The following is a 17,547-nucleotide window of genomic DNA, read 5'->3' on the forward strand; positions in this document are numbered from 1 at the left end:
TAGTGTGCTGACTCGTAAAAAAGCCAACTATTTTTGCGCTCTTTTTCCGTCATACTGTGTTAAAATTTTCTGCCATAACCCTGCTATGCCCTCAAATTTTGTCCCGGCGGGGAACCGCGTGTCTACGCGAACCGGTCTGAAGAAAAAATAACATCAAAAATTCAGTCACCTTTCTTACAAATCATCACACTAGCCAAAAACCAGAAATCCATTAGCCAACAAGTATGGCCAAAATGGTGAATTTTATAACCACTTTTTTCAAACTCAACTTTTTATTCCCTTCCTCAGGGCTGCAGTTGAAATCACCAGTAAAATAATGGCTTCAGAAATCTGCATGCCTCTCTTTAGGAAGAAACCGCGGGGAGCGTGGAGTGTTTTAAAGTGATTTTGTTAGAAAAGCCCGGCTACAATCCCCACTCTGAATACCAAAGGGCTTTGGTAGGGACTTTTAGTGCCATCCCGATAAAGTAAATTATAAAGAGCAGTTATATTGAATGCAACCCTGTCACTAATAGGTTCTGAGTATCCCAAACCTACAAAGAGACTACTAAAATCAAATCGCTCTTCAGAAGCATTGGTGCCAAAATTCATGTACTCATACTGAGAGTAAGCAAACAGCTTCTCCGTTACGTTAAAACGTAAAAAAGGTCCTCCACCGTAATTGTTGATTTTAGCGTCAAAAAACTTTACATACTGGTAGGTGAGCTGCATTCCGGCAGAAAATCGCTCTGTTATTTTATAACCCACTAAAGGGGACACACTCAGGTTGACATAATTTGTACCCCCACTAAATCCACCACCTCCTCCAAAGTAGATACGATCAGTAAAGTTGTTGCTGCCACCGCTCCGCCCGGAAGACTGACGGTACTGAGATAATGCAGGGAGTGTCACTGCAATGAGAAGCAGTGTTGTGATTAGATACTTAGCTTTCATTCCTCTTCTACAACGATAAACAGGTCTTCAGATTCTTTTTTCATCAGGTACTTTTCGCGGGCCAGCTTCTCCAGGAGCTCTTTATCATTTAGCAGTGCTTCTCGATCATTCTTCACTTCTACGATTTTATTTTCGTAAAACTCCTTTGTAGCTTCAAGCTCTGAAAGCTTATTGCTCAGCTTCACCTGGGTGATCAGATCATTGGAATCAAAGAACAGCATCCACACAAGGAAAAATAACCCTGAGAGGAAATAAAAATTCCTGAAAATCGGAGGGATTCTGTGATATAAGTTCTTCATTGAGCATAAAGATAAGCAATATCCTGTATTCTTTACTAAAAGAGGCTACTGCAACTGCCAAAGCTTGGACCTGGTAACATTATCAACTAATTTACTAAAATGTGGAAAAAAGCCCTTCTTGCAAGCGTATTTCTCATCGGCTGGGAACTAGGCATATTATACTTGTCTGGTTATTTAAGCCTGTGGGATACCGCAATTATGTATCAGCTGGCCGCCCGATATTCTGCCCGGACATCATTTGTAATACTGGTTGTTATACTCGGGTGGGTTGGTTTCACAGGACTGAAGAATATTTTCAATAGTGAAAAATCTAAATTGAACTTTGCACTAACCATTTCGCTGTTTGGGCTAAATCACCTCATCCATTTTTTCTTTCTATTTTCAAACTTTCAAGTCAACCAGCTTTCACTTCTGGAAATAAAGTTTGTATTTGGAACAATTGGTTATATAGCTATCATCTTAATCCCCGTTTATTTATGGTCAGGAAAAAGAAAAGCAACCAAATCACTTTATTGGGGAATCCACCTTTATCTACAAACCCTCCTGATCCTCTTTTTAGTCACATATATTGGCCGACTCAGCAAACCCATCTCCCCGCCTTCTCCTGAAATTCTTTTTAGTTTTCTAATTGGAATTAGTGTTTTCATGATGATTTTGAACCTTTATAAGATCAGTAAAGAGTGGAAGTCTGAAGCTGAACATTCTAGGATCAGATAAGTCAACAAATCTTAACCTTAATTGTAAAAAAGGCTACCCTAAAACGATATAAAATTTCTTTACTATTTTAGAGATAAACCACAACCGTACCACAAAAACCGACTATGGATAGTATCAATTATTGGCCACTGTTTATTATTTTCATCGTAGCATGGATCGTTCCCCTTATACTCTCCTGGCTGGAAATATCTAAAGTTCCCGCCGTAATAGTAGAGATCATAATGGGAGTAATTATCGGCCCCTTTGTGCTCGACTGGGTAGATAAAGCGCCCTATATAGACTTTCTTGCCTCCACCGGCTTTTTATTTCTGATTTTCCTTGCAGGTTTAGAGATTGATATCAACAAGATCATTTCTTCTCTACCACGCGGCAGGATCAAAATGATTGACCTGGTCAGTAATTCATTACTGCTGGCCATATTTATCTACGCAGGCTCTCTCTTGCTGGCACTGCCATTTGCCTGGTTAGCCAACCACTTCCTGGGTGTTGATATCGTTTTCTTTACCTTGCTGCTACCTACGGTAGCTTTAAGCGTAATTGTACCTATACTCAAAGCTGATGGGGAGATGACCAGGAAATTTGGGCAGATCATGCTAATGGAAGGGGCCATTGCCACCATTATGAGTATCATTCTGATATCAGTTTACTCAGGTGTCCTGAAACAAGGGTTTCAATTCGAGCTGCTACTCTTTACAGTCATCTTTATTGTATTTGTTATCACCTATTATGTGGGTAAGCGACTGATCAAGGTCAGAACTTTTCAAAACCTACTTTATACCCTGGAGCATGCGGCAAGTCAGATAAGAGTCCGGGGAACAGTAGCCCTGTTAATGTTTTTTGTCATTATTGCTCACCTGATCAATACAGAGTTGGTCATGGGAGCTTTCTTTGCCGGCACCCTACTAAGTCTTTTTATCAATAAGGAACGGTCGGCACTCCTGTTTAAACTGGATGGCATGAGCTATGGATTCTTCATCCCCATCTTCTTCATTATGGTGGGAGTAAACCTCGAGGTGTCTGCTTTGAGTCAGTTTAGAGAGTCAATCCCTTTTATTCTTACATTAATTGCAGGTTTCTTTATAACTCAGGTGATACCAGCATTGATCATGATAAAAGTTTTCGGAGCCAAAAAAGCTCTTGCAGGGGGTGTGTTACTTACAGCAAGGATGGGACTGGCAATTGCAACCGCCCAGATCGGTCTTTCATTAGAAGTGATCAGCCCGGCTGATAATGCGGGTATAGTTTCGGCTGCCATTGTTACTAGTCTTATCTCCCCTTTGTTATATAAACTACTCCATCATTCAGGAGATCAATATCATAACATTTACTTACTGGGGGGAAGTAGGGCAAGTCTATTGCTGGCAGAGCGGATCAAAATACATGACCTGCCATGTCTTACTCTCTTACAGAATGGAAATATAGCCCGTGAATTTGAGCGTAAAAGTTTGCCTTTCAGACACGTAGAGAATCTAAACGAAGAGGTGATCAATGGGCTTGATATCCGAACCCCTGATCTGGTTATAGTGCTTACAGAGTCAAAGACACTGAATAATAAGCTAGCCACCTTTATAAAGAAAGAGCTGAATCACAGTAAATTGATTACGAGAAAACAATCAGCAACGCGCGAGTTAATAGATCCAAATTCTGAAATAGAGCTGATCGATAATGACGAAATCCTCGCTAACCATGTGGAGGAACTAATAGTGCGACCGGATTCAGTTGCCTCACTTTCAGAGAGCTTTGGTATGTATCGTATAGAAGAGATTCAGGTGACAAAACAATCTCTCCACCGAAAGTTAGTCAAGGAAGTAGCTTTCCCTCCCACGGGATCACTGGTTATGCATCGCAGAAGAAAAGAGATCTTCATTCCTCACGGTGATACCAGGCTCCTCATTGGTGATGTGATCACGGTCATTGGAAACAGTACAGCATTAGCTCAGTTTAGAGAAATTCTTGAAGAAAGGAAAAAGGTAATTTAGGCTTTTACCTGTATTGCCTATAACATGCAAAAAGCCGAAGTGAAATGTCACCTCGGCTTTTCAGTATATAAAATTTATGTTTTTTAAGGGCTACTTCTTCTTAGAAGGATACACTGCTGTATCGGCCAGCTCTTCTTCAATTCTAAGCAGCTGATTGTATTTAGCCATTCTATCTGACCTTGACATGGAGCCGGTTTTGATCTGACCTGTGTTGAGCGCCACGGCTATATCTGCAATGGTGCTGTCCTCAGTCTCACCACTTCTGTGAGAAACCACAGCGGTCCACCCGGCTTTGTGAGCCATTTCGATGGCTGCAAAGGTTTCAGAAAGTGTGCCTATCTGATTCACCTTGATCAAAATAGAGTTAGCTGCTTTCTCATCGATTCCTCTTTTGAGGAATTTTACGTTTGTTACCAGTAAGTCATCACCTACAAGTTGACATTTGGAGCCGATCTTTTCTGTCAGCAGCTTCCATCCCTCCCAGTCGTTCTCATCGCATCCATCTTCAATACTATCTATCGGATACTTTTCTACCAACTCAGCCAGGTAAGCCACTTGCTCTTCTCTTGTTCTCACTTTACCACCATCGCCTTCAAACTTGGCATAATTGTACTTCCCATCTTCGTAGAATTCTGACGATGCACAATCCATAGCAATGGTGATGTCATCACCTGCCTTATATCCGGCCTTGTCAATCGCCTTCAACACGCTATCCAAAGCCTCTTCAGTACCCCCTGAAAAATTCGGTGCAAAACCACCTTCATCTCCAACAGCAGTGCTAAGTCCCTTTTCTTTGATAATGCTTTTGAGGTTATGGAAAACCTCAGCTCCCATCCTTAATGCTTCGCTGAAAGTAGGTGCACCTACAGGACGGATCATAAACTCCTGAAATGCAATAGGAGCATCAGAGTGTGATCCACCGTTGATAATATTCATCATTGGAACCGGTAGAATATGGGCATTTACTCCACCCAGATACCTGAAAAGAGGTTGAGCGGATTCATCTGCCGCCGCTTTAGCTACAGCCAGAGACACACCCAAAATTGCATTCGCTCCAAGCTTGGATTTATTTTCGGTACCGTCCAGGTCGATCATCAGGTCATCGATCAGTTTCTGATCAAACACTGAATAACCTACAATTTCAGGAGCAATAACCTCGTTGACATTGTCCACTGCTTTGAGAACTCCCTTTCCCAAATACTTACTCTTATCTCCATCTCTCAGCTCAACAGCTTCATTTTCACCTGTAGAAGCTCCGGAAGGTACAGCAGCACGTCCCAGAAATCCGTTTTCAGTAATTACATCTACTTCTATAGTAGGATTACCCCTTGAGTCTAAAATTTGTCTGGCATGTACGCTCTCAATAATACTCATGATTTTTGATCTTTAATTAGTTGAATAAAATCGTCAAATAAATAGGTGGAATCATGGGGTCCTGGAGATGATTCCGGGTGATATTGTACCGAAAAGGCCGGCTTTCCTTTAAGTCTTAGTCCTTCTACGGTATTATCATTTAAGTCCAGATGGGTTAATTCTGCTACTTTGGACCCTTTAAGAGAGTCGAGTTTTACTGCAAAACCGTGATTCTGCGAAGTTACCTCACTCTTTCCGGTTCCAAGATTTTTCACCGGATGGTTAAGTCCTCGGTGTCCATGGTGCATTTTAAATGTATCAATACCTACGGCCCGCGCCAGAAGCTGATTACCCAGGCATATGCCAAACACTGGCTGCCCTTCGTTGAGCAATTCCTTTACTGTATCTACCGCATAATCCATAGCTGCAGGATCTCCCGGACCATTGGAAAGAAAGTAGCCATCAGGATTCCATTCTTTAAGCTCTTTTAATGAAGTTCTCGCCGGGAATACCTTGAGCTGGCAATTTCGTATATCCAGGTTCTTCAGAATAGAACGCTTTATCCCATAATCCAGAACAGCTACCCGGTAGCCTGTATTTCCATTCCCCAGTTCATAGGGTTCTTTCGTAGTTACCTCGCTGGAGAGTTCAAGCGATTCCATACTCGGAACTTCATCCAGCTTAGCCTTTAGTTCGTCAATATCAAATATCTCCGAAGAGATGATCGCATTCATTGCACCTTTGGTACGAATATGACGAACTATTTTGCGTGTATCTACGCCTGTTATGCCAACCGTATTGTGTTTTTCCAGGTACTCATGCAAGCCGTCTGAAGCGGTATTCCGGCTATACTGGTACGTAAAGTCATTAACTACAATCCCTTTGATCATTGGGTGTGCTGATTCATCCTCATCCTTATGCACCCCATAGTTCCCAATATGAGCTGTAGTGTTTACAATAATTTGACCATAATAAGACGGGTCAGTATAGATCTCCTGGTAACCAGTCATCCCGGTATTAAAACAGATCTCGCCACCTGAGGTACCCTGTTTACCTATAGAGTATCCTTCAAACAAAGATCCGTCAGCCAGTAAGAGTATTGCTTTCTTTTTTTGAGGTTGTTTCATGGCTTGCAAAAATAAGAAATAATCGTTCAGTATTTAGATATAAAAAAAGGGATTAAGTCAACCTTAACCCCTTTTTTGAAATATTATTTTGGAATGAATTACTCATCTTTCTTCTTCTCTTCAGAAGAATCTGCATCTGCTGATCCTTCATCAGCTTTTTGGTCCTTTTTAGATTCTTTAGACTCCTCTTTCTCTTCAGCTTTAGCTTCCGCTTTTTCTTCTTTCTTAGCCTCTACCTCTTCTTTCTTAGCTTCCCCCTTTTCGGCAGGAGCAGCTTCTGCTTCTCCTGAAGCTTCAGGAGTCTCCTCTTCTTTCTCTTCCACTACCTGCGCTTCCTCTACCTTGGCCTCAGTTGCTTCAGCTTTTGGTGTAGAATCTGCCTTTTTCTTTCCTCCTCTTCGAGACCTTCTTGTCTTGGACTTGGAGGAATCAGCTTCCTGTATAAGCAGCTCATTGAAATCAACCAGCTCCATCATGCACATCTCGGCGTTATCACCTAAACGGATACCTGTCTTAATGATCCTGGTGTATCCTCCAGGTCTGGCCGTAATCTTTTCTGCAACAGGTCCGAAAAGTTCATGTACGGATTCCTTATTCTGCAGGTAAGAAAAAGCTACTCGTCGAGAGTGTGTAGTATCGGTTTTAGCCTTAGTGATCAGTGGCTCTACATACTTTCTTAAAGCTTTTGCTTTAGCTACAGTAGTATTGATCCTTTTGTGGAGAATCAATGAAGAAGCCATATTGGAAAGCATCGCACTTCTATGTGATGCTGTTCTGCTCAAATGGTTAAATTTCTTACCGTGTCTCATTATTCCTCGTCCAATTTATACTTAGAAAGATCCATTCCAAAAGTCAGACCTTTGTCGGCTACAAGCTGCTCCAGCTCTGCCAGCGATTTCTTACCGAAATTTCTAAACTTCATCATATCTGAGATCTCAAGGTTTACAAGATCTCCTAAAGTGCGAACGTCTGCTGCTTTCAGGCAATTATAAGCCCGTACTGAAAGATCCAGATCATTAAGCGAAGTTTTCAGAAGCTTTCTCATATGCAGAAGTTCTTCATCAACCTGCTCAGGCTCACCCTTCTCTTGTGACTCAAGGATCATGTTTTGATCAGAGAACAACATGAAATGCTGGATCAGGATGTTTGCTGCTCCTTTCAGTGCATTTTCAGGATGGATAGATCCATCAGTCTCAATATCTATGATCAACTGCTCATAGTCAGTCTTCTGCTCCACCCGCGTGTTTTCAACGCTGTACTTAACGTTTTTGATCGGGGTAAAAATAGAATCGATGGCAATGTGACCAAAGTTTTGATCTGCTGGTTTATTCTCTTCAGCCGTCACATAACCTCTCCCTTTTTCCACAGTCAGCTCAATCTCAAACTGAGCTTTCTCGTCCAGGTTACATATTACATGGTCCGGATTAAGGATCTCAAAAGAGTTTGTTGCTTTTCCGAGATCTCCTGCTGTAAACTGCTTTTGATTCGAGACAGATATGGTGATATTATTCTCTACCACGTCAGAAATTTTCTTGAACCGAACCATTTTCAGGTTCAAAATAATCTCACTAACATCTTCTACGACCCCCTCTATGGTAGAGAACTCATGCAATACCCCAGGTATTTTTACACTGGTTATTGCATAGCCTTCCAGTGAAGACAAAAGTATTCGTCTTAGCGCATTACCTATCGTTACGCCGTAACCCTTTTCAAGTGGTTTAAAGGTGAACAAGCCGTGAAAATCATCGGCTTTCTCCATCACCACTTTCTCCGGCATTTGAAATGCTAGAATTGACATATTTTTATCTTTAAGTTTTTTAAAATCTTACTTAGAGTACAATTCTACGATGAGTTGTTCCTTGATATTTTCAGGAATTTCCTCTCTGGTAGGAGCATTCAAAAATTTACCTACCATGCCTGTAGCGTCCCACTCTAACCAAGAGTACCTTCTTGAATTAGATGCAAGGCTATCTGTGATTGCCTCTAGTGATTTAGACTTTTCCCGTACACCTATAAGGTCATTGTCCTTTAGGGTAAAGGAAGGAATATTAACAATCTCACCGTTTACAGTGATATGCTTATGCGAAACGAGTTGTCTGGCAGCTCTTCGGGTCGGCGCAATACCCAGACGAAATACTGTATTGTCCAGTCTGGACTCCAGAAGTTGTAAAAGGATCTCTCCGGTAATACCACTCTTTCTCGAAGCTTTCACAAAGATGTTAGAGAACTGCTTTTCAAGTACACCATAGGTGTATTTTGCTTTTTGCTTTTCAGCAAGCTGAATAGCATATTCGGACTGCTTTCTTCTTCTACCTCGCCCGTGTTGTCCCGGAGGGTAGCTTTTTTTCTGCAGCGCTTTGTTAGCTCCGAAGATCGGCTCCCCGAATTTCCTTGATATCTTGGTTTTAGGCCCTGTATATCTTGCCATTTTATTCTACAGTATTTTGCTATTAAACTCTTCTTCTTTTTGGTGGACGACATCCATTGTGAGGCAAAGGGGTTACATCCTTTATCAATGTCACCTCAATCCCCGTATTCTGGATGGTTCTTATAGCTGATTCTCTACCAGCACCAGGTCCCTTTACAAACACCTCAACTTTTCTCAACCCTTGCTCATAAGCCGCTGAAGCGCAGTTTTGAGCAGCAACCTGGGCAGCATATGGAGTGTTCTTTTTAGAACCTTTGAAGCCCATCTTGCCTGCAGAAGCCCAGGAAATAACCTGACCCTGGCTATTGGTTATTGAAATAATGATGTTATTGAAAGTAGCCTGAATATGTGCCTGTCCATTGGCATCAACCGCAACTACTCTCTTTTTTGCCTTATCTTTTCTCTTTTGCGCCATCTCTATTGATTACTTAACAGCTTTTTTCTTATTCGCAACAGTTTTTCGCTTACCTTTTCTGGTACGTGCATTATTTTTGGTCTTTTGGCCCCTCACAGGAAGACCTTTTCTATGCCGTAGCCCTCTGTAACATCCAATATCCAAAAGCCTTTTGATACTAAGCTGCACCTCAGACTTCAATACACCCTCTACTTTGTATTGCTCACTGATGATGGTTCGAATGCTTCCGGACTCATCGTCTGACCAGTCCTGCACTTTTTTGTTAGGGTCTACCCCTGCTTCGGCTAAAATCTTTTGTGCCGAACTTTTTCCAATACCAAATATGTAGGTAAGTCCTATCTCACCTCGCTTATTGTCGGGTATATCAACTCCTGCAATTCTAGCCATTTCTTATCCTTGTCTTTGTTTAAACTTAGGGTTCTTCTTATTGATCACGTAAAGCTTTCCTTTTCTTCGGATCACTTTGCAATCAACGCTTCGCTTCTTTATGGATGCTTTAACTTTCATAATTTCTTATTTATAGCGATAAACGATTCTTCCTTTTGTTAAATCGTAAGGTGACATCTCCAACTTCACTTTGTCACCAGGTAATATTTTAATATAGTTCATACGCATTTTGCCAGAGATATGAGCTACAACCTGATGGCCGTTTTCAAGCTCTACCCTAAACATTGCGTTAGATAATGCTTCTACAATTGTTCCGTCTTGTTCTATGGATGATTGCTTTGCCATTATGCTACTGCTGCGTTTTGTGTTCTACCTTTTACTCTTCCGGATTTCATCATTCCTTCGTAGTGTCTCATCAGCAAGTAACTTTCGATCTGCTGTAGAGTATCAAGAATTACTCCTACCATAATCAGCAATGAAGTGCCACCATAAAACTGAGCAAAAGTTGTACTCACGCCAGCCATCATTGCGAAAGCCGGAAGGATTGCAATCACTGCCAAAAAGAAGGATCCTGGAAGTGTGATACGAGTTAAAACACTGTCTATAAATTCAGAGGTTTGTTTGCCTGGCTTAATTCCAGGAACAAAGCCTCCGTTACGTTTCATATCGTCAGCTATCTGATTCGGGTTAATGGTAATAGCTGTATAAAAGAAGGTAAACAGGATAATCAGCACTGCAAACAATAAGTTGTACTCCCAGGATTGAATATCTGAAAAGGTCGTTCCTATATACTGAGCAATATCACTCTCTTCTCGCCAGATACCTGCTATAAGCGCCGGAAGGAACATGAGGGACTGCGCAAAGATAATGGGCATTACTCCGGAGGAGTTTACCTTCAATGGAATATACTGTCGCTGACCACCATACACCTTATTTCCCACTACCTGCTTGGCATATTGTACGGGAATTCTACGAGTTGCCTGCACTAAAGCTACCGTGGCCATTACCACTAAAAATAGTGCCACCAGCTCAAGAATAGAAAGCAACGCACCACTCAAGCCTCTAAGCTCAAATACTTCATAGTAAAGCGATGCTGGTAGTCTTGAAATGATACCAATCATTATCAACATGGAGATACCATTACCGATTCCCTTATCAGTAATTCGTTCACCCAGCCACATACAGAAAATCGTACCGGCTGTGAGGATCACCATTGAAGATAGTTGGAAAAGGAATGGGTTCAACTGAGAACTGACTGCCTCTGCAGGAATCGTTGCGTTGATGTAACCTACGGATTGTGCCAGACAGATAAAAATGGTTAGCACGCGAGTGATCTGGTTGATCTTCTTACGGCCACTGTCTCCTTCCTTCTGAAGTTTCTGAAAATATGGAACTGCCACCGTCATCAGCTGCAATACGATAGAAGCAGAGATGTAAGGCATAATACCCAGACCAAAAACAGATGCCCTGCTGAAAGCTCCTCCAAGGAAGGTGTTCAGCAAACCAAATATACCTCCGGCATCCTGAGTCAACTGTGATGGATCTACACCAGGCAATACCACAAAAGAGCCCAATCTGAAAATGATAAGAAATCCTATGGTATTTAGGATTCTTATTCTGAGTTCTTCAATGGAAAAAATGTTCTTTATGGTCTGTATAAACTTTTTCATAGTTTACTCTTCTATCGAAATTGAACCTCCGGCTTTCTCAATGGCTTCCTGAGCAGTTTTTGAGAACTTATGTGCTTTCACTGTCAACTTCGCTGATAACTCACCACGACCCAATACCTTAATGGTATCGTTCTTACCTGCCATTCCATTTTCACGAAGTACAGCCGGAGTTATCTCTTTCAGTTTTTTGTCTTCACTTAATTTCTGAAGGTCATCCAGATTAATCGGCTTCATCACAACTTTGTTGTTGTTCTTAAAACCAAACTTAGGAACCCTCCTTTGAAGTGGCATTTGTCCTCCTTCAAATCCTATCTTCTTTGAATAACCGGATCGTGACTTGGCACCTTTATGTCCTCTTGTCGCTGTTCCACCTTTTCCGGAACCCTGACCTCTGGCTATTCTTTTTCTATTTTTTGTTGACCCGCTTGCAGGTTTTAATGAATCTAATCTCATCTTAAAGCTCTTTTACATCAACTAAATGACTCACCTTCTGGATCATGCCAGCAATCTGAGGCGTCAATTCTTTTTTAACACTTTTATTGATCTTACCAAGTCCTAAAGCCTGGATTGTCTTAGTCTGGGTCTTAGGACGCTTAATAATACTTTTGGTCTGTGTGATTACTACTTTCGCCATCTTCTTAACCGTTGAAAACTTTATCTAACTCGACTCCTCGTTGTTTAGCCACTGCATAAGGATCTCTCATCTTATTCAAAGCATCAAAGGTTGCTTTAACCACGTTGTGTGGATTAGATGATCCTTTGGATTTGGCCAAAACGTCATGAATTCCTGCACTCTCCAGTACTGCACGCATCGCACCACCAGCTATAACTCCGGTACCAGGCGCAGCAGGTTTTAGCAATACAAGTCCACCACCGAATTTCCCGATTGACTCGTGAGGTACAGTAGCCTTGAAAAGAGGTACACGTACCAGGTTTTTCTTAGCATCATCCACACCCTTGGTGATAGCATCAGTGACCTCATTTGCCTTTCCAAGACCGTAACCAACGACACCATTACTATCTCCAACTACCACTATAGCAGAAAAACTGAATCGACGACCACCCTTCACCACTTTAGCTACACGCTTAATCGCAACGACCCTTTCTTTAAGATCTATTTCGCTGGCTTTTACTGATTTTATATTGCTTTGTGACATAATAATATCTTAAAATTTAAGGCCACCCTCTCTAGCGCCTTCTGCAAATGCTTTTACTTTACCGTGATATGGATACCCGCTTCTGTCAAAGATCACTGTTTCCACACCAGCCGCTTTTGCTTTCTCAGCAAGTTTTTTTCCTACTTCCTTAGAAACATCCACATTGTTTCTCTCTTTCCCTATTTCAAAAGAGGAAGCTGCTGCCAGAGTTACTCCCTTGATATCATCAATGATCTGACCGTAGATTCCCTTGTTACTTCTGAAAACAGAAATTCGTGGTCTTGTGCTGGTACCGCTTATCTTTCTGCGGATACCAAGCTTTATGCGTCTTCTCCTTTGTAATTTAGTTACAGGCATGTCTTTCTAATTATTTAGCAGCAGTTTTACCAGCTTTTCTTCTCACATGTTCACCAAAGAATCGGATACCTTTTCCTTTGTAAGGTTCAACTTTTCTGAGTGATTTAATTTTGGCAGCTACCTGCCCTACCAATTGCTTATCTATGCCTTCGACAGAGACTTTGGGGTTTTGACCTTTAGCCGTTTCCGCACCCACATTGATCTCCTCTGGTACGGCAAAATAAATAGCGTGTGAATACCCCAGGTTTAGTTCCAGAACTTTCCCCTGCACAGTGGCTTTATACCCCACTCCTACAAGTTCCAACTCCTTCTTATAACCTTCGTTGACACCTATCACCATATTGTTTATCAAAGAACGATATAGCCCGTGCATTGCTTTGTGTCGCTTTTGCTCAGTGGGTCTGGCCAATGTCACAACATCGCCATCTACTTTCACCTGGATATCCGGATGAATCTCTTGAGTTAGTTCACCTTTAGGACCTTTCACAGTAACAGAAGACTTACTTACTGATACTGAAACTCCTGAAGGTACTGATATGGGTGCTTTGCCTATCCTTGACATTTCTAATTCTTTATTAATATACGTAACACAGCACTTCGCCTCCGATATGCTCTCTTCTCGCCTCTTTGTCCGAAATCACACCTTTGGAGGTTGACAGAATAGCGATTCCAAGACCATTAAGTACCCTGGGAAGATTCTCCGCATCAGCATACTTCCTGAGCCCGGGCTTACTAGCCCTCTCCAGACTTGTGATCGCGGATTGCTTTGTCTGAGGGTTATATTTCAGGGCTATTTTGATAATCCCCTGCTTGTCATCTTTCACAAACTTGTAATTTGTGATAAACCCCTTATTATGCAATACCTTCGTCACCTCACGCTTAAGGTTTGAAGCAGGAATCTCAACAATGCGATGATTTGCTTTGATCGCATTCCGGACCCTGGTCAAATAATCTGCAATCGGATCTGTTACCATTATCTTTTATACAATTAAATACCCCAAAAAGGGGTGCAAAATTAATGAATATTTTTAAATATCTAAGTAAAGAAAGAAATAAAGATTACCAGCTTGCTTTAGTCACTCCCGGGATTTTCCCTTCATTTGCCATCTCACGAAACGTAACCCTTGAGACACCAAACTTTCTCATGTATCCTTTAGGTCTTCCGGTTAATTTGCACCGGTTATGAAGCCTTACTTTAGAGGAATTACGTGGTAACTTATCCAATGCTTCATAATCACCAGCAGCTTTTAAAGCAGCTCGTTTTTCAGCATATCTTGCAACCATTTTTTCTCTCTTTCTTTCTCTTGCTTTTATTGCTTCTTTAGCCATAATTCTATCTATTTTTTTGCTGATACGAATGGCATGCCAAACGCCTTCAGTAATGCTAAACTTTCTTCATCTGTTTTAGCAGTAGTAACGAAAGTGATATCCATTCCGGTGATACGATTCACTTTATCAATGCTGATCTCAGGGAAAATGATTTGCTCCTCTATACCAAGAGTGTAGTTACCCCGGCCATCAAATCCTTTTTCCTTTATACCTCTGAAGTCTCTTACTCTAGGCAACGCCACAGTAGTAAGACGATCCAGGAACTCATACATTTTGTCACCTCGCAATGTCACACGAGCTCCGATAGGCATTCCTTCTCTCAGCTTAAAGTTGGAGATAGAATTTTTGGCCTTTGTAGGAACAGCTTTCTGACCGGTGATCATGCTAAGCTCCTCCACTCCAACATCGACGAGTTTCTTATCTGCTACAGCAGCCCCGATACCTTTATTGACTGAGATTTTGATCAGCTTAGGTACTTCCATAATGGAGCTGTACTGAAACTTCTCTTTCAGTGCAGGAACGATTTCCTTGATGTATTGCTCTTTTAGTCTTGGTCTAGCCATTCGTGATAAATTCTCCGGTTTTTTTAGAATATCGCTGTAATTTTCCGCTATCGTTTTTCTTTCTTCCGATACGAGTAGCCTCACCTGAAGCCGGATCAACCAACATAAGATTACTCATATGCATAGCGGCTTCAGTCTCTTCTCTGCCTCCTTCTGGTTTAGCAGCAGAAGGTTTGGTGTGTTTAGTAACCAAATTAGCACCTTCCACAATTGCTCGGTATTTATCAGGGATCACCTCCAGTACCTTACCGGTCTTCCCTTTGTCATTCCCGGCAATGATCTTCACAGTGTCACCTTTCCTGATATGAAATTTATTTACTTTACGATTACTCATCTCTATAGTACTTCTGGTGCTAATGAAACAATTTTCATGTATTGACGCTCTCTGAGCTCTCGTGCCACAGGGCCGAAAATCCGTGTTCCCCGAGGTTCGTTATTTGCTGTCAGGAGAACTGCAGCATTATCCTCGAATCGAATGTAAGATCCGTCTTTTCTTCTGACCTCTTTTTTGGTACGAACGATCACAGCCTTGGAAACCGTGCCTTTCTTAAGAGCGCTTGAAGACAGGGCAGTTTTTACTGAAACTACAATGGTGTCTCCAACTGAAGCATACCTCTTTTTAGTACCTCCTAAAACACGGATACAAAGTACTTCCTTCGCTCCGCTGTTATCTGCTACATTTAGCCTTGATTCCTGCTGTATCATCTTACTTAGCTCGTTCGATAATTTCTATTAATCTCCATCTTTTGTTCTTACTCAGCGGACGAGTTTCCATGATGCGAACAGTGTCTCCAATGTTGCATTCGTTCTTTTCGTCATGAGCTGTGAACTTTGTCGTTTTTCGGATAAACTTACCATAGATCGGGTGCTTTTCTTTTCGATTCACCGCGATGGTAATGGTCTTCTGCATTTTATTGCTGACGACATGTCCGATACGCTCTTTTCGCAAATTTCTTTCCATCGATGCGTTTATTTACTTAATTCTTTAGCTCTGATTTCAGTCTGAATCCTGGCCACCAGCTTTCTGGCTTCTTTGATCTTCATAGGATTCTCTATCGGAGTAATGCTATGCGCGAACTTCAGCTTGCTGTAGTTCTCTTTTTCAGCCGCGAGCTTATTCATCAGCTCGTCAAGACTTAAACCTCTTAGTTCTGAATTTTTCATTCTCCTACGTAATCTCTTCTAACAACAAATTTTGTTTTAACAGGAAGCTTCTGAGCGGCCAGTCTCAGGGCCTCATCAGCCATAGCTGCTGGTACACCGGATGCTTCGAAAAGTATAGTTCCGGGCTTTATCACTGCTACCCAATATTCAGGAGCACCTTTACCCTTACCCATCCGTACTTCAGCAGGTTTTTTAGTGACCGGCTTGTCAGGAAAGATTCGGATCCATACCTGCCCCTCTCTTTTCATCGCTCTGGTAACGGCGATACGAGCTGACTCTATTTGACGAGAAGTAATCCAGCCTGGCTCCATCGACTTGATGCCGAAGTTTCCAAAAGCTAATCTATGACCTCTCTGGGCAATGCCTTTTACTCTACCTTTTTGTCTTTTCCTGAATTTCGTTCTCTTTGGCTGTAACATTTTCCTTTACGCGTTAATGAGATTATTTACGATCACGTCTTCTTTTCGGTCCGCCGCCTTCGCCACCTCTTCTTCGTCTAGGTCCTCCCTGACCTGGTCCGGCATTGCTGGTAAGTCCTACGTTTGGCGACAGATCTCTTTTACCGAATACTTCACCTTTAAAGATCCATACTTTGATGCCAATCTTTCCGTAAACGGTATTGGCTTCTGAAATGGCGTAATCGATATCTGCACGAAGGGTATGCAGTGGAATTCTACCTTCTTTGTATTGCTCGGAACGTGCCATCTCTGCACCACCCAGACGACCTGAAACTTTGATCTTGATTCCCTGAGCTCCTACCCGCATTGCGGAGGCAATTGCCTGCTTCATAGCTCTTCTGTAAGAAATACGTGCCTGAAGCTGCTGTGCAATAGATTCGCCAACAAGCTTGGCATCCAACTCTGGTCGCTTGATCTCAAAGATGTTGATCTGAAGATCTTTGCCTGTAAGCTTTTTAAGCTCTTCTTTGATCTTATCTACTTCAGATCCTCCTTTTCCGATCACAACACCGGGACGAGCGGTATGAATCGTCAATGTTATTCTCTTCAGAGTACGCTCAATGATTACTCTTGAGATTCCTCCTTTAGGGATACGTGCATCGATGTATTTCCTGATCTTATGATCTTCTACGATCTTGTCAGAAAAATCTTTTCCACCAAACCAGGCAGAATCCCATCCTTTGACGATTCCTAATCTTAAACCTACTGGATTTACCTTCTGTCCCATTGATTATTTAGTTTCTTTTTCTTCAGCTTTAGTATTGTTTTCATTCGCGTCAGCTACTACTATGGTGACGTGATTGGATCTCTTTCTGATCCTGTGAGCTCTACCCTGAGGAGCAGGTCGCAACCTCTTAAGTATTTTGCCGCCATCAACGTAAATCTCTTTGACAATCAGATCTGCATCTTCAATACTAACATCCTCATTTTGTGCCTGCCAGTCAGCAATAGCCGTCATCAAAAGCTTCTCAAGCGTTTTAGAGGCATGCTTATTGTCAAATCGCAAAATGTTTAAAGCAAGACTCACTCTTTGACCCCGAATCATATCTGCTACGAGACGCATCTTTCTGGGAGCTGTGGGAATGTTCCTCAAAGAAGCTTTTACCGCACCAAGCTTTCCGGAATTTTCCTCCTTGTGCTTTTTGAGTTCTTCTTTTTGGAGACGAATCCTGACCGACTTCTTTAATTTCTTTTCTGCAGTTTCCATCTAA

The 17,547-nt window shown here is 41.9% G+C and carries 28 protein-coding genes; 1 reads left to right on the forward strand and 27 read right to left on the reverse strand.

The window, feature by feature from the left end; genetic code table 11:
- Positions 1-390 precede the first annotated feature (390 nt).
- Both AC3E9V_RS21305 and AC3E9V_RS21310 read right to left on the reverse strand, forming a co-directional pair.
- On the reverse strand, positions 391-933 hold the full coding sequence (locus AC3E9V_RS21305; RefSeq protein WP_488750192.1) for a hypothetical protein: 543 nt from the start codon (positions 931-933) through the stop codon (positions 391-393).
- Positions 930-1,232 carry an FtsB family cell division protein gene (locus AC3E9V_RS21310; RefSeq protein WP_488750193.1) on the reverse strand — a complete coding sequence of 101 codons (303 nt, stop codon included), beginning with the start codon at positions 1,230-1,232 and terminating at the stop codon, positions 930-932. The genes AC3E9V_RS21305 and AC3E9V_RS21310 overlap by 4 nt, the downstream gene beginning before the upstream one ends.
- An 821-nt stretch (positions 1,233-2,053) precedes the next feature.
- Between AC3E9V_RS21310 and AC3E9V_RS21315 the strand changes: the two genes are divergently transcribed.
- Entirely contained in the window at positions 2,054-3,928 is a 1,875-nt protein-coding gene (locus AC3E9V_RS21315) for a cation:proton antiporter domain-containing protein (RefSeq protein WP_488750194.1), read from the forward strand.
- A 90-nt stretch (positions 3,929-4,018) separates the two neighbouring features.
- Here the strand turns inward: AC3E9V_RS21315 and eno are convergent, their stop codons facing one another.
- The 25 genes from eno to rplV form a co-directional block, all read right to left on the reverse strand.
- Positions 4,019-5,302: a phosphopyruvate hydratase gene (eno, locus tag AC3E9V_RS21320; protein WP_488750195.1), complete on the reverse strand. Its 1,284-nt coding sequence runs from the start codon at positions 5,300-5,302 to the stop codon at positions 4,019-4,021.
- Entirely contained in the window at positions 5,299-6,408 is a 1,110-nt protein-coding gene (carA, locus tag AC3E9V_RS21325) for a glutamine-hydrolyzing carbamoyl-phosphate synthase small subunit (protein WP_488750196.1), read from the reverse strand. Before carA ends, eno begins: the two co-directional genes overlap by 4 nt.
- A gap of 98 nt (positions 6,409-6,506) precedes the next feature.
- Positions 6,507-7,190: a 50S ribosomal protein L17 gene (gene rplQ / locus AC3E9V_RS21330; RefSeq protein WP_488750197.1), complete on the reverse strand. Its 684-nt coding sequence runs from the start codon at positions 7,188-7,190 to the stop codon at positions 6,507-6,509.
- Between the two features lie 26 nt (positions 7,191-7,216).
- A complete protein-coding gene (locus AC3E9V_RS21335; RefSeq protein WP_488750198.1) occupies positions 7,217-8,206 on the reverse strand; it encodes a DNA-directed RNA polymerase subunit alpha in 990 nt (329 codons plus the stop codon).
- Positions 8,207-8,233: 27 nt separating this feature from the next.
- Positions 8,234-8,836, reverse strand: coding sequence for a 30S ribosomal protein S4 (rpsD, locus tag AC3E9V_RS21340; protein ID WP_488750199.1), 603 nt, complete (start codon positions 8,834-8,836; stop codon positions 8,234-8,236).
- 22 nt (positions 8,837-8,858) lie between these two features.
- The gene (rpsK, locus tag AC3E9V_RS21345) at positions 8,859-9,251 is read right to left on the reverse strand and encodes a 30S ribosomal protein S11 (RefSeq protein ID WP_488750200.1); all 393 of its coding nucleotides are present in this window, start codon (positions 9,249-9,251) and stop codon (positions 8,859-8,861) included.
- Positions 9,252-9,260: 9 nt separating this feature from the next.
- The gene (gene rpsM, locus AC3E9V_RS21350; protein ID WP_488750201.1) at positions 9,261-9,638 is read right to left on the reverse strand and encodes a 30S ribosomal protein S13; all 378 of its coding nucleotides are present in this window, start codon (positions 9,636-9,638) and stop codon (positions 9,261-9,263) included.
- 3 nt (positions 9,639-9,641) lie between these two features.
- Complete coding sequence (gene rpmJ, locus AC3E9V_RS21355; protein WP_009034194.1) at positions 9,642-9,758, reverse strand: 50S ribosomal protein L36; 117 nt, start codon at positions 9,756-9,758, stop codon at positions 9,642-9,644.
- 6 nt (positions 9,759-9,764) lie between these two features.
- Positions 9,765-9,983 (reverse strand): translation initiation factor IF-1, encoded by a 219-nt coding sequence (gene infA, locus AC3E9V_RS21360; RefSeq protein WP_115868006.1) that lies wholly within the window; start codon positions 9,981-9,983, stop codon positions 9,765-9,767.
- Complete coding sequence (gene secY, locus AC3E9V_RS21365; protein ID WP_488750202.1) at positions 9,983-11,308, reverse strand: preprotein translocase subunit SecY; 1,326 nt, start codon at positions 11,306-11,308, stop codon at positions 9,983-9,985. Before secY ends, infA begins: the two co-directional genes overlap by 1 nt.
- 3 nt (positions 11,309-11,311) lie before the next feature.
- On the reverse strand, positions 11,312-11,761 hold the full coding sequence (gene rplO, locus AC3E9V_RS21370; RefSeq protein WP_488750203.1) for a 50S ribosomal protein L15: 450 nt from the start codon (positions 11,759-11,761) through the stop codon (positions 11,312-11,314).
- A 1-nt stretch (position 11,762) separates the two neighbouring features.
- The gene (rpmD, locus tag AC3E9V_RS21375) at positions 11,763-11,942 is read right to left on the reverse strand and encodes a 50S ribosomal protein L30 (RefSeq protein WP_488750204.1); all 180 of its coding nucleotides are present in this window, start codon (positions 11,940-11,942) and stop codon (positions 11,763-11,765) included.
- Between the two features lie 4 nt (positions 11,943-11,946).
- The gene (gene rpsE, locus AC3E9V_RS21380) at positions 11,947-12,465 is read right to left on the reverse strand and encodes a 30S ribosomal protein S5 (RefSeq protein ID WP_488750205.1); all 519 of its coding nucleotides are present in this window, start codon (positions 12,463-12,465) and stop codon (positions 11,947-11,949) included.
- A gap of 9 nt (positions 12,466-12,474) precedes the next feature.
- Entirely contained in the window at positions 12,475-12,822 is a 348-nt protein-coding gene (rplR, locus tag AC3E9V_RS21385; protein WP_488750206.1) for a 50S ribosomal protein L18, read from the reverse strand.
- A gap of 10 nt (positions 12,823-12,832) precedes the next feature.
- Entirely contained in the window at positions 12,833-13,384 is a 552-nt protein-coding gene (rplF, locus tag AC3E9V_RS21390) for a 50S ribosomal protein L6 (protein WP_488750207.1), read from the reverse strand.
- A gap of 13 nt (positions 13,385-13,397) precedes the next feature.
- Positions 13,398-13,796 (reverse strand): 30S ribosomal protein S8, encoded by a 399-nt coding sequence (gene rpsH, locus AC3E9V_RS21395; RefSeq protein WP_488750208.1) that lies wholly within the window; start codon positions 13,794-13,796, stop codon positions 13,398-13,400.
- Positions 13,797-13,881: 85 nt separating this feature from the next.
- The gene (rpsN, locus tag AC3E9V_RS21400) at positions 13,882-14,151 is read right to left on the reverse strand and encodes a 30S ribosomal protein S14 (protein WP_488750209.1); all 270 of its coding nucleotides are present in this window, start codon (positions 14,149-14,151) and stop codon (positions 13,882-13,884) included.
- Between the two features lie 8 nt (positions 14,152-14,159).
- On the reverse strand, positions 14,160-14,714 hold the full coding sequence (gene rplE / locus AC3E9V_RS21405) for a 50S ribosomal protein L5 (RefSeq protein WP_488750210.1): 555 nt from the start codon (positions 14,712-14,714) through the stop codon (positions 14,160-14,162).
- Positions 14,707-15,048 carry a 50S ribosomal protein L24 gene (gene rplX, locus AC3E9V_RS21410; protein ID WP_488750211.1) on the reverse strand — a complete coding sequence of 114 codons (342 nt, stop codon included), beginning with the start codon at positions 15,046-15,048 and terminating at the stop codon, positions 14,707-14,709. The genes rplE and rplX overlap by 8 nt, the downstream gene beginning before the upstream one ends.
- Positions 15,049-15,050: 2 nt before the next feature.
- On the reverse strand, positions 15,051-15,419 hold the full coding sequence (gene rplN, locus AC3E9V_RS21415) for a 50S ribosomal protein L14 (RefSeq protein WP_488750212.1): 369 nt from the start codon (positions 15,417-15,419) through the stop codon (positions 15,051-15,053).
- Between the two features lies 1 nt (position 15,420).
- A complete protein-coding gene (gene rpsQ / locus AC3E9V_RS21420) occupies positions 15,421-15,675 on the reverse strand; it encodes a 30S ribosomal protein S17 (protein ID WP_488750213.1) in 255 nt (84 codons plus the stop codon).
- An 8-nt stretch (positions 15,676-15,683) separates the two neighbouring features.
- A complete protein-coding gene (gene rpmC / locus AC3E9V_RS21425; RefSeq protein WP_488750214.1) occupies positions 15,684-15,878 on the reverse strand; it encodes a 50S ribosomal protein L29 in 195 nt (64 codons plus the stop codon).
- Positions 15,875-16,297 carry a 50S ribosomal protein L16 gene (rplP, locus tag AC3E9V_RS21430; protein WP_488750215.1) on the reverse strand — a complete coding sequence of 141 codons (423 nt, stop codon included), beginning with the start codon at positions 16,295-16,297 and terminating at the stop codon, positions 15,875-15,877. Before rplP ends, rpmC begins: the two co-directional genes overlap by 4 nt.
- A gap of 22 nt (positions 16,298-16,319) precedes the next feature.
- Positions 16,320-17,063 carry a 30S ribosomal protein S3 gene (gene rpsC, locus AC3E9V_RS21435; protein ID WP_488750216.1) on the reverse strand — a complete coding sequence of 248 codons (744 nt, stop codon included), beginning with the start codon at positions 17,061-17,063 and terminating at the stop codon, positions 16,320-16,322.
- 3 nt (positions 17,064-17,066) lie between these two features.
- A complete protein-coding gene (gene rplV / locus AC3E9V_RS21440; RefSeq protein WP_488750217.1) occupies positions 17,067-17,543 on the reverse strand; it encodes a 50S ribosomal protein L22 in 477 nt (158 codons plus the stop codon).
- Positions 17,544-17,547: the final 4 nt, after the last annotated feature.

This window comes from Marinoscillum sp. HNIBRBA16962 (genome assembly GCF_057801515.1).